The following is a 14401-nucleotide window of genomic DNA, read 5'->3' on the forward strand; positions in this document are numbered from 1 at the left end:
GTTACATCTAAAGTCCTATAGCATCTCGAAACAAAAATAGGTATGATAAAAAAGAGAATGAAAAGGAAAGGAGAATAGCGATGAATAGCTCTTGGCGCTTTTTTATAGTAGTAGAAGCCTTATTATTGATCTTTGCAGTTTGGCAAATCGTAAATAATGTTGAATTATTACTATTAGTTTTATTTGGTATTTTTAATATCTATCTTGCTTTGCGAAAATCACCGAGATCGGGATTTCAGAATTTTCAATTTGTACTAGGTGGATTAGTTATTTTTTTCAGTTTGATCAATAGTCCTGCGCTTTGGGTAATGGCAGTCTTTGCTGTCTTGTTCATTGGTCTTAAAGGTGTAGAGATTTCTGGGATCGATCTAACCAAAAATGCTTTTTGGCGAAAAAAACAAATCATTATGGTTCAAACAGAGCAAGTGAAGTCCCACAATAATGAACGAAAAAAACAACAATTATTCGGTAACCAGCGAATTGGTAATGATGTGTATGAATGGGATGATATCAATATCTCTCTACTTTCAGGAGACACGATCATCGATTTAGGGAACACCTTGTTACCTAAAGACGATAATATCGTTATCGTCAGAAAAGGAATCGGTCGGACACGCATCTTAGTTCCTTTAGGGATTGCAATCAGTCTCGAACATGCAACGTTAGTGGGAAATGTACAATTTGAAGAAGAACAATTTGCATTGAAGAACGAGTCGATTAAAATCTATAGTAACGATTACGATGAAAATCCACGTCGTTTAAAAATCATTACGAACACATTACTTGGGGATATTGAGGTGATTCGAGCATGATAGAGAAACTTTCTCGACCGATGCTAGCTATTTATGCTTCGATCGCCTCATTTATCGTCATTTTATTTTCTTTTTTTACTTATTTTTACGCAAGTAATCAAACTCATTTTTGGCGTACTTTATTAAGTGCCAGAATTTTATACGTGCCATTGATCTTTCACTTACTAGCAATTTCGTCAGGTGTCGGTTTAATTGTTTTTTTGATTGTCTCTCTTTTACAAAAAGCACGTTATGGGAAAATCGAAGAACAGTTACGGGCAATTTCTTCCGGTAACTATGAAGCAAAAGTTTTAAATGATTCCTTACCAAGTGCATCTGACGATATATATGTGAAAGAAATTGAAAAAGAAATCACTAAAATCAAAGAAAAAATGATCGAAGTGTCAAGTGAACTTCAAATATTGACGAGTCGACCTCAATATGTCGATGGACAAACAAAAGAAGAAATCTTAGAATTAGAAAGACATCGTTTAGCGCGTGAACTACATGATTCAGTTTCCCAGCAATTATTTGCAGCGATGATGATGATGTCTGCTCTGACGGAACAAGCAGAAAAAAGTGATACGCCCGAAATGTTTCGTAAACAACTAAGGATGGTAGCAGATATCATCAATGCTTCACAATCTGAAATGCGTGCGTTGCTACTACATTTGCGACCAGTCAATCTTGAAGAAAAAAGTTTGAAACAAGGGATTGAGCAATTATTAAAAGAATTAAAAAACAAGATACAAATTGCATTGAAATGGGATATTGAAGATATCACGTTGTCTGATTCGATTGAAGATCATCTCTTTCGGATCGTTCAAGAACTACTTTCAAATACGTTGCGCCATGCAAAAGCAAATGAATTAGAAGTGTATCTGCATAAAATCGATAATAATCTTTTATTACGAGTGATCGATGACGGTACTGGCTTCAATATGAATGAAACAAAAACCGGTAGCTATGGACTAAACAATATTAGAGAACGTGTAGCAGGTATTGGTGGGACAGTAAAAATCATTAGTTTCAAAGGACAAGGGACAAGTGTAGAAATTAAAGTTCCTTTAATAAAGGAGGCGGAAAAATGATAAAAGTATTACTAGTCGATGATCATGAAATGGTACGTTTAGGGGTTTCTTCCTATTTGTCTATCCAAGAAGATATCGAAGTAATCGGAGAAGCAGAAGATGGACGAAAAGGCTACGAAAAAGCCATGGAACTTCGTCCGGACGTGATTCTCATGGATTTAGTCATGGAAGAAATGGACGGGATCGAATCTACAAAAGCAATCCTCAAAGATTGGCCAGAAGCAAAAATCATTATTGTCACGAGTTTTATTGATGATGAGAAAGTATATCCGGCTATTGAAGCTGGCGCAACAGGCTACTTACTTAAAACATCGACAGCCCATGAAATCGCCGATGCGATCCGCGCGACTCAAAGAGGTGAACGTGTGCTTGAACCTGAAGTAACCACGAAAATGATGGAAAAGATGAGTCGGCGTAATGAGCCAATCTTGCACGATGATTTAACGAATCGTGAAAATGAGATTCTTATGTTGATCTCTGAAGGAAAGAGCAATCAAGAAATCGCAGACGAATTGTTTATTACTTTGAAAACAGTCAAAACACATGTTTCTAATATTTTAGCAAAATTAGAAGTGGAAGATCGTACGCAAGCTGCCATATACGCATTTAAGCATGGATTAGTGAAGTAAGTAGACTTATGACTTATCATCTAAACAGTAAGCACATTTTTACTAAGTATAAATTGGAACATAAATTATGAAGTATCCCTGTTTTCACATTGATAAGGGAAAACAGTACCCTGATCCAAAGCAAAATGTTATTACTTTTGTTTTGGATTTATTTGTGTTTGCTAATTACAAATTACATTGTTTGCTATTTTGAATTCTTTGTTATCATGTTCTTTTCATTTGGGTCTTTTTATAGTTTAATATATTATAGGGCAATATAAGTTCGATTTAAAAAATAAAGGAGAATGTCATGAGAAAAAAATGGATAGGCATGTTATTAAGTTTCTTATTACTGTCAGGCTCGATCACGCCAAGTGTCTACGCAGTATCGATAAACGATAGAACAAATACGTCACAAGGAAGTACTTCGCAAACAAACGAAACTACAGCAACATCATCTAATGCCCCTTTGATAGAAAGTACTAATCCCACCACAGAGGAAACCACAGGAACAACAGAAAACTCTGCAGAAAATTCATCTAAAGATATTTCTGTTGATGAAGTTCATTTCCCAGATCAAAATTTCCGTCAAGTATTGATTGAAATGATGGAGAAGAATCATAGTAACGTATTATCCGATGAATTATTGGCTACAACTGAGTTGGATCTTAGTGGTAGAAATATCAAATCATTGGATGGTATCGAATATTTTAAACAGTTAAAAAAACTGGAAGTTCAAAATAATGAGTTAGAACAAGTAGATGTCTCGGCTCTTTCAGAGTTAACTTACCTTGATGTTTCTAAAAATAAACTGTCAACAATTGATTTGTCGATGAATGATCATTTGACTTATTTTAACGGGAAAGAACAATTGATTAATGCAGAAGCATCAAAAGATGATCGTGAATGGGTGATCAATCAAGATAATCTAAAACCGGAATTAAATAAGATCGATATTAACTCAACTAATTGGGAATACAATGGATCCGTTTTTACTACTGTTGAACCTTCAGCATTAAATTATAGTTACCAAGTAGAGTTTTCACAAAAAGCAATTTTAGAAGAAACATCTAATCGCTCACTAGATATCACTGTAGACGTGAAATTTTTAGAACAAAATAGCGTTGAATCAATTATTCCAAAAGAAGAAAAAATAGAAATGGTCCAAGGCGAAACTAAACAACTCGAGTATTCGCTTGTTCCAGAAAATGCTGAGATTATTACTCCAAATTGGGTATCAGTAGACAATAATATTGTTGAAGTGGATGAAAAGGGTCTGGTGACAGCAAAAGCAATCGGTGAAACAGAAGTATTATTAAAAGATGGCGAGAGAACATTAGGAAAGTTCAACATACAAGTAGAAAAAAATAACAATGATTCAATAACCCAAGCGAATCGCCCAGAACAAACGGTGAGCAATCGTGCAGAAGTTTCTAAACCATCCGTCAGTTATCAAACACACGTGCAAACTTACGGTTGGCAAAGTACCGTAGCTGATGGTGCTACTGCAGGTACGATTGGTCAAGGTAAAAGAATTGAAGCCATTAAAATCCAATTACCAAATAATTCATTAAATGGTGATATTGAATATAGTAGTCATGTACGAACGATTGGCTGGCAAAATTATGTGAAAAATGGTGCTACATCAGGAACGACAGATCTTTCTTTACGAACAGAAGCAATTAGGATTCGCTTGACTGGAGAGATAAGTGAACAATATAGCGTCTATTATCGTGTGCACTCAGCTTATTTTGGTTGGTTAGATTGGGCAAAAGATGGCGAAGATGCAGGTAGTTCAGGATTTGGGTACCAAATGGAAGCTATCCAGATCCAACTAGTCAAAAAAGGAGAAGTTGCCCCAACTCAGAGCACAGCTTTCTATGACAAAGATAAACTCCCTAATCCTAATGTCAATTACCAGACGCACAGTCAGTCAGTCGGGTGGCAACCCTATCAGTCAAATGGTTCAACTGCTGGAACGATGAATCGTGGATTAAGATTAGAGGCTGTAAAAATAAATGTTTCGGATACACCGATCCCTGGCTCCATTGAATATTCTAGTCATGTGCGTTCTATTGGTTGGCAAAATTATGTGCGAGATGATGCGATTTCCGGAACAACTGATCGTAAACTTCGAACAGAAGCAATTCGAATACGTTTAACTGGTCAGTTAGCAGAACACTATGATGTTTATTATCGCGTGCACTCAGCTTATTTTGGTTGGCTAGGTTGGACAAAAAATAATGGCAATGCAGGAAGTGCAGGATTTGGTTATCAGATGGAAGCGATGGAAGTAAGGCTGGTAGCCAAAGGGCAATCTGGACCAGCAGCTAGTACTGCCTTTTATGATAAGGATACAATAAAAAATCCTAATGTTAATTACCAAACGCATAGTCAATCGATTGGTTGGCAAGGTTATCAAATGAATGGTGCAACTGCGGGAACAGTGGGACGTGGCTTTAGATTAGAAGCATTACGAATGAATATCTCTAGTACACCTATTCCAGGAACAATAGAATATAGTACACACGTTCAATCGATTGGCTGGCAAAACTATGTGAATAATAATGCTCTTTCGGGAACAGAGGGTAGAAAATTACGAGCTGAAGCGATAAGGGTGAGATTAACTGGTCAGTTAAGTCAACATTATGATGTCTATTATAGAGTTCACTCTGCGCAACTTGGATGGTTAGATTGGGCCAGAAACGGTCAAAATGCTGGGACGTCCAATGTAGCATTACAAATGGAAGCTATCCAAGTTGTACTAGTGAAAAAAGGAGCACCAGCGCCAGGACCTACGTCAAATCCGTACCAAACCTCAATCAATCATCTATTTGTAATGGGACATGGTGCAGGAGATCCAGGGGCTTCATATAACGGTATCAACGAGCGAGACTTTACAAGAAATGAACTTATGCCATATTTACAAAAATGGGCAGGGCGCTTAAAAACAAATCGAATAACCTTTTATGATACAAATGCGGATATGTTCCAAGACACTCGTAGAATGCAGGGTGCGTATACGATTAGTAGTAGTTTTTCTTCTGTAACAGAATTTCATTTAGATGCAGGAGCGATTGGTATTAGTACTGGTGGGCATGTGATTGCGCATCGTAACGGCAACTCATATACGACACAAAATTATGCCATTGCTAATGTGATCCGCACACATGTAGGTCTATGGGGCTCTGTTCAAAATACCGGTGGTATCAACTTGAGAAGTGATTTATTGAATTTGAATGTACTACATTCTCGTGGTATCCCTTATCGACTAGCGGAACTAGGATTTATCACCAATACTCGTGATGTAGAAAATATTCGTAGAAACATGGATCAAATTGCTAAAGGGATTGTAGAAGGAGTGACAGGAGAAAGATTGTAAAGTAATCATTTCTGTTTTATCAATTTTTTATCAAATATTAATCCTCTTATTGACAAAAACCAATTTTACCTGTAGGGTTTAATTATAAAAACTTGTTAGGTGAGGCTCCTAAAAGAACACAGGCTACTGCCCTCAAACGTCGAGAGACGCCACAGGGTATAACAGGCAACGTCGGCTTAAGGCGTGCTTAACGTAGCTATCTGGATTATATTTCCAGAATTACGTCTTTTAGTGCTAAAGCTCAGACGAGAAGTTCGTTCAGGTAAACACTGGTACCATTTTGATGGGATCTTATGAGACGGCTTCTTTTAGAGGCCGTCTTTTTTATGTACTTTCTGTTTTTCTAAACGAATCCATCCAACAAGTTTATATCGAAAAAACGATGTAACAAAGGAGAATACGAGATGAGAACATTAAATGATACAAATAACCTAGAAACACAATTGAAGATTCTTAATTATCTTGAGCAAAAAAAGCTTGAAGAATTGAAGAACTATTTAGCGACGATCGAGAAAGTGGAATTGATCCAACTATTTGTTACGTTACCTTTAGATAAGCAAGTACTGGTCTTTCGATTATTATCAAAAGACAAAGCCCTCGAAATCTTTGAAACATTTGAACCGTCTGTCCAACAAGATTTGCTTCGTTCGTTTACGGATGATGGAGTGATTGAATTTGTGAATGAGATGGCTCCAGATGATCGGGTAAGGTTGTTTTACGAACTACCAGCAAGTGTGACTAAAAAACTATTGGCAGAGCTTTCTGAAGAAGAGCGAGCAACAACGAATCGATTGATGGGCTATGAACATGAGACAGCTGGACGGATCATGACGACTGAATTTATTTCAATTAAAAAAGAAATGACTGTTGAAGAAGCACTGCATAAAATCAGAAGATTAGCGAAAGAAATGGAAACAATCTATATTTTGTATGTGACAGATATGGCGAAAAAAATTGAAGGAGTACTATCCTTAAAGGATCTAGTCATTGCAGAAAGTGATCAACGGATTGAAGAAATCATGATCAAGCACGTCGCTTATGTAACCACAGATACAGACCAGGAAGAAACTGCACGATTGTTACAAGAGTTAGATTTTATCGCTATTCCCGTCGTAGATAAAGAAACACGACTAGTCGGTATTGTGACAGTGGATGACGCCATCGATGTCTTAGAGCAAGAAACGACCGAGGATATGTTCAACGCTGCTGGTTTAGCAGACGTCGCCTCTGTAGAAGCTGATCGTAGTACAGTACTGATTAACGGGAATCTTTGGCAAATATGGAAAGTCCGGTTGCCTTTCTTAGCCATCACATTGGTTGCAGGGATGTTAGCTGGTCTAGTAATCGATGAGTTTGAACAAACGTTAGAATCTGTGGCTGCTGTTGCTATTTTTATTCCTTTGATCATGGATATGGGTGGAAATGTAGGGACGCAATCATCGACTGTTTTTGTTCGCGGATTATCTTTAGGACACATTGATCTCAACACATTTTTCAAGCATTTTTTGAAGGAAACAGGGATTGGTCTAAGTTTAGGGATTGTTGTAGGGATCGTATCTGGAATAGTCGCTTCTGTGTGGCAAGGGATACCATTGTTAGGTGTAGCTGTGGGGATCTCTCTGGTCTTTGCAATGACCTTAGCTGCCGCCCTTGGTTTTTTGATTCCTTTTATCTTATTGAAATTGAATATTGATCAAGCTGCTGGATCTGCACCGATCATTACATCGATCAAAGACATTGCTGGGTTGTTTATTTACTTTATTTCAGTTAACGTATTCTTAGGCTACCTATTGTAGGAATAATTAGTAATATAGCCATACCTTTTTAGTAGAAACATCAAGAAATATTCTATGATCTACCATAGTAGGCCTTCTCTTGATCCTTCATTAAAATGAGTCTTTTCCGTAAAGAAAAGCAGGGTTGCTTTTGTTTTTACAGTGGCTTTGCTATACTTGAAATGGAATGGAAAAAGGAGGAGAAAAGTGAAACAGAATTTTGCAATCGTAGGACTTGGACGTTTTGGTGGCAGTATCTGTCGTACGTTAGTCGAAGCTGGTCAAGAAGTTTTAGCTATTGATAGCAGTGAAGACCGAGTGAATGAATATATGAATATCGCAACACATGCAGTGGTTGCGAATGCACAAGATGAAATGACTTTACGATCTTTAGGAATCAGAAATTTTGATCATGTGATCGTAGCAATTGGAGAAGATATCCAAGCAAGTATTTTAGTGACACTGATGGTCAAAGAAATGGGCGTACCGAATATCTTAGCCAAAGCACAAAATGAGTATCATGCTCGTGTTCTTGAAAAGATCGGTGCAGATCGCGTTGTTCATCCTGAGAGAGATATGGGGATACGGATCGCACATAATCTTGTTTCTAAAAATATTTTGGATTATTTAGAGCTGTCAGACAAATTCTCGCTCGCTGAGATTCGGGTATCTAATCCCAAGTTCTTTAATAAAACATTAGCAGAACTAAATTTCAGACAGCGATTTGATTTGACTGTGGTAGCCATCCGACGCTTCGATCGTTCTGTCGTAGTGTCACCAGCCGCAGACGAATATGTACGTGAAAATGATAATTTACTTGTTATCGGAGAAACAGAAGATGTAGATATACTTGATGATAAAATGAATCAATAAAAAGGGGCTCATCACATGCAATTAACAATAACGGACAAAGCAAAAGAATGGTTTCAAGCAGAGGTAGATTTACCTGAAAATTATGGTATCCGTTTTTTTGGGAAAGTATATGGCAAAACAGAAGTACATGAGGGATTTTCAATCGGTATGTCTGTGGAGTTACCGGAACGTCCGATGAAACAAGAAACGATCGATGGTCTATTATTCTTTATTGATGAAGCCGATGATTGGTTCTTCAAAGGATATGATCTGGTTGTTGATTATGATCCACAATTAGAGGAACCAACGTATCATTTCCAAGAAACAGCAGATGTACAAGGTGAGAGATAGTCTTTTATCTTTAGGAAAAAAGCCTGACGAACGAAAAGTAATTTTTACTTACTTTCGGATTGTTAGGCTTTTTTTTAGACAGTCAAACGCTGATCCACTTTTACTGTGTTCATTATAGGAAAAAGTCATTCAAGGAATGAAGTGCAACATACTTCATTCTTTTGAGGGATTAAGCTAGACTGATAAGTAGAGAGGGTGGGTGTGATGACAAAAAAAATAATTTATTCAGTACGTTCATTTCGTGAAGAATTTATCGAAAAGATCAAAGAAATAGCACCAGAATATTCATTTCAAACGGAAGTAGCATCCGACGAACTTTCTGAAATAGTGATCAGTATCGGTTGGAATGGAGATTATCAAGAAGATATATTCGCTTCTGACAGCTTAAAATGGGTCCAATCGATTTCTGCTGGAGTAGATAATCTTCCATTAAACGAATTCGCTGACAAAGATATTTTACTTTCGAATGCGAGTGGTATCCATGTAGAATCGATCAGCGAGCATACCATGGGCATTATTTTAGGCTATTCTCGTGGATTGTTCCAAGCCCAACGAGCGCAGTTCCATAAAGAGTGGCTAGGATCAGATATCCATTATCAAGCATTGGCAGATCAAAAATTACTAATTATTGGAACTGGTCATATTGGAAAAAAATTGGCACAACATGCAGCTGTATTTGGTTTAGAATGTATCGGCATCAATACATCTGGACATCCAGTGGAAGGATTCAAAGAGACTTATCCATTAGAGAAATTAAAAGAAATCTTACCGAAAGCAACGATTGTGGTGAATATCTTACCTTTGACAGATCAGACAAAAGGGTTGTTTGACGCAAAAGTATTTGAAGCTTTTGATAAAGAAGCGCTATTCATCAATGTAGGACGTGGGCCTTCTGTAAAAACATCTGATTTAATAGCTGCGTTAGACGATGGTCAACTAGCTTTTGCGGCTTTAGATGTGTTTGAAGAAGAACCATTAGCAAAAGATAGTCCATTATGGGAAAGAGAAGATGTGTTGATCACCTCTCATATTGCAGGTCAGACACCACATTTTCAAACGAAGTTTATGGATATTTTTCTAACAAACTTAAAATCCTACGTAGACAAAACAGAATTAGAAGTAAATGAAATCGATTTGAATGAAGGCTATTAAATGAAGAAGAATCTCTAGAAGAGGTGTGTAATGACTACCTCTCCCAGAGATTCTTTTATTTTGGTAATTGGATTTTTGGCCAGCCTTTGACTGCTTGAGCAAAAATGAATATGCCCGCAAATGCAATAAACGCTGTTGTATCAAAAGTTGGTGCAAAAATCATCAGGATCGTTGCAATAACAGTGGGTAATGATATCGCATAGATCATTGTTTTTAGACAATCGAGAAAAGTTACTTTAGCTAAACGTAATCTTGCATATACATAAGCCGCAAAATTTGCCATAAGTAAAGTGATGATCAGATTTAAAAAGCTAGGATAAATGGAAATCAAAAATACTAATGCTTTGATCCAAAAAGGGATCGTTGCTTCACTTAATGTACTACGTAAGCTTTCGCCAGTTAGATTTTTTAAAGCATTATTCGTATACTCAAATTCAAACTGATTATTGTTCAGCAATGCCGAAGTCGTGCCGGTATTCGGTAAAGCTAGAACCAATTTATCCTTTAGCAGACCGACACTTAGGAAATTCCCTATCAAATCTGAAGAGATATCTTCAGGGGTACGTTTTCCTTCGGGGTCAAAGGTAAAGATGATCGAATCCGTTTGATAAATAAAACCTTCATTTGTTGGCGAATCGATTTGTCCATCACGAATCTTAAAATCTGGAATTTCAGCTGCAATTTTTTGACCATCGGACTTGATAGTGTCCAGCACTTGAAAAATTTGGTAAGAAATAGGTAATGCCATTAGTACACTCAAACATAAAAGATAGACTAATGATTTTCCAAATGATACGTTTTTAGCATTTTTAAGCTCGGTGAATCGAGCAAATGAGCTAATGATTAGTTGTTTTGTTGTCATAATTACTCCTTCTGTAGAATTGTCATCACTAGCAATTCTAGCGGAGTATGCTATGAATTACAAGAGTTCTAAAACATTCTCTCACGATAGATAAGGTTATATTCTTATCGATCATTGTTTTCTAGAGATGAAAATTATTAGCAGATAGAGTATGATAGGAAAGAATGATAAATAAGGTAGGTAGAAAAATGAAGATTTATGTTCAATTTAAAAGCTATTTAGAAAGTAAAGGATATTGGGAAGTTTTCATCTATCTATTTTTTGGTGGATTAGCAACAGTTGTCAACTTCGTCAGTTATGCAATCGCGCAACAAATCTTCCAGTTATCGATGCCAGTATCGAATACGATTTCTTGGATTTGTTCTGTTTTATTTGCATTTGTCACCAATAAGGTATGGGTGTTTCGATCCAAATCTCCTAGTTATACGCATTTATTTATCGAATTTGGGAAATTTGTTTTTTACCGAATCGTTTCTTATGGACTAGACATGGGCGCTATGTTCTTGATGATCAAAGGATTGGAAATGAATGATTATGTCGCTAAAATCATTACACAGATCTTAGTCGTATTGGCAAATTATGTCTTTAGCAAATTATTTATTTTCAACAAGACAGAAATTATCGAAGAACCAGTAGAAACCAGTAAAAAATTGGAAGACTAGGCATAACAATTGAAGAATTCCCCTCACTTTGTTACTCTTTTAGTGTAAAGAGACCCAAAAAATTTGAGGAGGAATTTTTTTATGACTTACACATTACCAGATCTACCTTATGCATTTGATGCATTAGAACCATATATCGACGAAGAAACGATGCATTTGCATCATGACAAACATCACAATACTTATGTGACAAACTTAAATGCAGCAATCGAAAAATATCCTGAACTAGGCGAAAAAACAATAGAAGAATTGCTTTCAGACATGGATGCTATTCCATCTGACATTCAAACTGCTGTACGTAATAATGGTGGTGGACATGCGAACCATTCATTCTTCTGGAAAATCATGGCACCAAATGCTGGTGGCGAGCCAACAGGAGCAATCAAAGACGCAATTAACGAAACATTCGGCGATTTTGCAACATTCAAAGAAGAATTCAAAAAAGCAGCGGCAGGACGTTTCGGTTCCGGCTGGGCTTGGTTAGTACTTGAAGATGGTAAACTTGCAATCACTTCTACAGCCAACCAAGACTCACCATTGATGGAAGGCAAGAAACCTGTTCTAGGTTTAGATGTTTGGGAACATGCTTACTACTTGAAATACAAAAATGTACGTCCTGACTACATTGAAGCTTTCTGGAATGTTGTGAATTGGGATGAAGTGAACAAGCATTTCGCAGGCTAAAATAGCGTTCTTCCATTTGCCATGGAATTTAGAAAATTAACGGGGCAATGCTTGCGAGCGTTTTCTAAATTCGGTATAATGTTTTTGCAAGGGTTACTTGCAAGAACTTTTTTGGAGGCTATATATTTATGGAACACGGAACAGTAAAATGGTTCAACAATGAAAAAGGATTTGGGTTTATTACAGTAGACGGTGGAGACGATGTATTCGTACATTTCTCAGCAATCCAAGGCGATGGCTTCAAAAGCTTAGAAGAAGGCCAAGAAGTAGAATTCTCTATCGTTGAAGGTGCGCGTGGCCCTCAAGCTGCTGAAGTATCTAAATTATAAGATCATGTTGACGAAAAAAGAAGATACGGCTTGCCGTATCTTCTTTTTGTTTCTTTATTTTCTCTTTCTGGAAAAAATGGTTTTACAAGAAAAATTAGTTAATTTTGGTTATTGCCAAACATAATTTCTTTGATTTTTTGGACTAAGTGCTTATTATCTGAAGTAGAAAAATCATTGCGGATAGTAATATAAGGAATTTCATTTTCATAGCTGATTATTTTGGTGGGGGCCTCAGTTGTACGAATAATCAAGTCAGGATTCAGCAATAATTCATTTGTGAAAAGGACATTCAAATACAAACCTAAATGGTTTTGTAAAACTTTTACATATAATAATTCGATACTTAAAGGATAATCACTTTCTAATTTCACTTTGATCTCTTTATCAAAAAATGTGGGTGGGGCAATGACTAAAAATGCTTCGATCAACGTACTTAATTGAATCCATGGAAAATGTGTTTTTTGCATTTGTTGAGTCCAATCGACCATATTTTGATAGAAATAGGGATAATTTTTTTCGATAAAATCAGTAACTTCTCTTTTTTTGCCAGAAAAAGGACTAAAAAGGTAATCATGGATAGCGTTCGCATATAATGTTGCATCTAATAACTTTTTCTTTGAAGTAATTTCATTGGTTTTTATCCCAACAGATTTCATACAACGATAAAACTGATCGCGAAATTCATTAATCGGTGTCGCATTTTTTTTATGAACCTTTGATGCATGAACCATAATATTTTTATTGACGTAAATGTGAGGGCGTGTTTGTATCCACAATAAAATAAAGTTTAACTCAGAAGAAGGTAAGCCATAAGCAGAAATAATCGATTTCAGGTCAGTGGTCACCTCAGAAAGACCTTCTAGCATAGGATCTAAAAAGTGAGGAAGTTCAGGTTCAGGGACAGGATATCCTTGTTTGAATCGATTGATATTAACAGCTAATATGAAGCACCATTCCATCGTTTTAATTTTGTTCCTTTTTAGTGCAATATTGGTAAAAACTTGTTTTACTGTCGTTAAGATCTTCTGGAAATCAAGCGTTAGAAAGGGCCATTCGATTCCTTCATATACCTCCCATAAGAACAAATAAATCGTGTAGCGAATTTGGGTTTCTTTTCCACTGAAAAAAATAGTACCTTCTCGTGTTTTTATTTTTAAATCATAGTAACTGAAGAAATGATTTACTTGAGCCAACTGCCTTCTGAGAAAGGATTCGCTGATTCCATGATGAGCGGCGAATTCGTAAAGCGTGAGATTTGAATGTAGACAGACAGCTTTAAGTATTTGGAAATTCAACGAATTTTCAAGTATTGCTAGTTTCAGTTGATGAAAGTCATAGTTGTCACCAAGAAAATGGTAACTAGATCCATCTTTTTTGAACAGATTATTTTGGGATAGAGAACATAGCCGTTCGCAATGATTGAATAAGGAACGTCTATCTATGTGGAGTAGACTTGAAAGTTCGTCCATTGTCAAAGGTTGATGTGACTCGTAACAACTTTTTAAAATAGTCAGTTGTACGTGTATGTTTTTCTCTAATATAGTATAGATATTCAATGAGAAACCTCCTTCATAAGCAGATAGATAAATAGTTGAATTATTATAAAATGTTATATTTTTATTCAGGATATAATAATTTTCATTTTGTTAAATAGTATATTTAGTAAAAAAAAAGGGTTACATAATAATTTTTTTAGTTATTTTATTAGGGTGATAGTACAAGCTTTTTGTAAATAAATAATAATAATACTTGATTAATATTATATGTTATTTGGCATTTTAAATAAATTTTTTTGCATAAAATAACGATTACATATTCATTTTTAGGTATTATCATCTGCTTTCAGATAGTTATTTCAAAAT

Annotated in this window: 13 protein-coding genes and 1 riboswitch; of the genes, 11 read left to right on the plus strand and 2 right to left on the minus strand. The window is 36.1% G+C overall.

Annotation, left to right across the window (positions count from 1 at the left end):
• Window positions 1-80: 80 nt before the first annotated feature.
• The 8 genes from liaF (at window position 81) to IGI79_RS04475 (ending at window position 10002) form a co-directional block, all read left to right on the plus strand.
• Window positions 81-812, plus strand: a complete 732-nt coding sequence (liaF, locus tag IGI79_RS04440) for a cell wall-active antibiotics response protein LiaF (RefSeq protein ID WP_065096274.1) — start codon at window positions 81-83, stop codon at window positions 810-812.
• Entirely contained in the window at window positions 809-1882 is a 1074-nt protein-coding gene (gene liaS / locus IGI79_RS04445) for a two-component system sensor histidine kinase LiaS (protein WP_019723158.1), read from the plus strand. Before liaF ends, liaS begins: the two co-directional genes overlap by 4 nt.
• Entirely contained in the window at window positions 1879-2511 is a 633-nt protein-coding gene (locus IGI79_RS04450) for a response regulator transcription factor (protein WP_019723157.1), read from the plus strand. Before liaS ends, IGI79_RS04450 begins: the two co-directional genes overlap by 4 nt.
• Before the next feature lie 289 nt (window positions 2512-2800).
• Entirely contained in the window at window positions 2801-5872 is a 3072-nt protein-coding gene (locus IGI79_RS04455) for an N-acetylmuramoyl-L-alanine amidase (protein WP_195475887.1), read from the plus strand.
• Between the two features lie 84 nt (window positions 5873-5956).
• Window positions 5957-6132: riboswitch (M-box (ykoK) riboswitch) on the plus strand.
• 144 nt (window positions 6133-6276) lie between these two features.
• Window positions 6277-7668: a magnesium transporter gene (gene mgtE, locus IGI79_RS04460; RefSeq protein ID WP_195273385.1), complete on the plus strand. Its 1392-nt coding sequence runs from the start codon at window positions 6277-6279 to the stop codon at window positions 7666-7668.
• Window positions 7669-7854: 186 nt separating this feature from the next.
• Entirely contained in the window at window positions 7855-8520 is a 666-nt protein-coding gene (locus IGI79_RS04465) for a potassium channel family protein (RefSeq protein ID WP_010735916.1), read from the plus strand.
• 15 nt (window positions 8521-8535) lie between these two features.
• Entirely contained in the window at window positions 8536-8850 is a 315-nt protein-coding gene (locus tag IGI79_RS04470; RefSeq protein WP_019723155.1) for a HesB/YadR/YfhF family protein, read from the plus strand.
• 204 nt (window positions 8851-9054) lie between these two features.
• Window positions 9055-10002, plus strand: coding sequence for a phosphoglycerate dehydrogenase (locus IGI79_RS04475; protein ID WP_065096276.1), 948 nt, complete (start codon window positions 9055-9057; stop codon window positions 10000-10002).
• A gap of 55 nt (window positions 10003-10057) precedes the next feature.
• Here IGI79_RS04475 and IGI79_RS04480 read toward each other — a convergent pair whose 3' ends face one another.
• A complete protein-coding gene (locus IGI79_RS04480; RefSeq protein WP_010735913.1) occupies window positions 10058-10864 on the minus strand; it encodes a DUF1189 domain-containing protein in 807 nt (268 codons plus the stop codon).
• Between the two features lie 188 nt (window positions 10865-11052).
• Between IGI79_RS04480 and IGI79_RS04485 the strand changes: the two genes are divergently transcribed.
• From IGI79_RS04485 to IGI79_RS04495, 3 genes are all read left to right on the plus strand, one after another.
• On the plus strand, window positions 11053-11526 hold the full coding sequence (locus IGI79_RS04485; RefSeq protein ID WP_019723152.1) for a GtrA family protein: 474 nt from the start codon (window positions 11053-11055) through the stop codon (window positions 11524-11526).
• Between the two features lie 81 nt (window positions 11527-11607).
• On the plus strand, window positions 11608-12210 hold the full coding sequence (locus IGI79_RS04490; protein ID WP_010735911.1) for a superoxide dismutase: 603 nt from the start codon (window positions 11608-11610) through the stop codon (window positions 12208-12210).
• A 128-nt stretch (window positions 12211-12338) separates the two neighbouring features.
• Entirely contained in the window at window positions 12339-12539 is a 201-nt protein-coding gene (locus IGI79_RS04495) for a cold-shock protein (protein ID WP_010735910.1), read from the plus strand.
• A gap of 98 nt (window positions 12540-12637) precedes the next feature.
• Here IGI79_RS04495 and IGI79_RS04500 read toward each other — a convergent pair whose 3' ends face one another.
• Entirely contained in the window at window positions 12638-14095 is a 1458-nt protein-coding gene (locus IGI79_RS04500) for a helix-turn-helix domain-containing protein (protein WP_104775526.1), read from the minus strand.
• Between the last annotated feature and the right edge of the window lie 306 nt (window positions 14096-14401).

The sequence above is a fragment of the Enterococcus sp. AZ084 genome (assembly GCF_051714905.1).
Lineage (GTDB): Bacteria > Bacillota > Bacilli > Lactobacillales > Enterococcaceae > Enterococcus_B > Enterococcus_B pernyi.

Bases quoted from the DNA above. Each gene is read 5' to 3' on its own strand.
- liaF (WP_065096274.1), top strand. From the start codon at position 81: ATGAATAGCTCTTGGCGCTTTTTTATAGTAGTAGAAGCCTTATTATTG.
- IGI79_RS04495 (WP_010735910.1), top strand. From the start codon at position 12,339: ATGGAACACGGAACAGTAAAATGGTTCAACAATGAAAAAGGATTTGGG.
- IGI79_RS04480 (WP_010735913.1), bottom strand. From the start codon at position 10,864: ATGACAACAAAACAACTAATCATTAGCTCATTTGCTCGATTCACCGAG.
- IGI79_RS04470 (WP_019723155.1), top strand. From the start codon at position 8,536: ATGCAATTAACAATAACGGACAAAGCAAAAGAATGGTTTCAAGCAGAG.
- IGI79_RS04475 (WP_065096276.1), top strand. From the start codon at position 9,055: ATGACAAAAAAAATAATTTATTCAGTACGTTCATTTCGTGAAGAATTT.
- IGI79_RS04485 (WP_019723152.1), top strand. From the start codon at position 11,053: ATGAAGATTTATGTTCAATTTAAAAGCTATTTAGAAAGTAAAGGATAT.
- IGI79_RS04450 (WP_019723157.1), top strand. From the start codon at position 1,879: ATGATAAAAGTATTACTAGTCGATGATCATGAAATGGTACGTTTAGGG.
- liaS (WP_019723158.1), top strand. From the start codon at position 809: ATGATAGAGAAACTTTCTCGACCGATGCTAGCTATTTATGCTTCGATC.
- IGI79_RS04490 (WP_010735911.1), top strand. From the start codon at position 11,608: ATGACTTACACATTACCAGATCTACCTTATGCATTTGATGCATTAGAA.
- mgtE (WP_195273385.1), top strand. From the start codon at position 6,277: ATGAGAACATTAAATGATACAAATAACCTAGAAACACAATTGAAGATT.
- IGI79_RS04455 (WP_195475887.1), top strand. From the start codon at position 2,801: ATGAGAAAAAAATGGATAGGCATGTTATTAAGTTTCTTATTACTGTCA.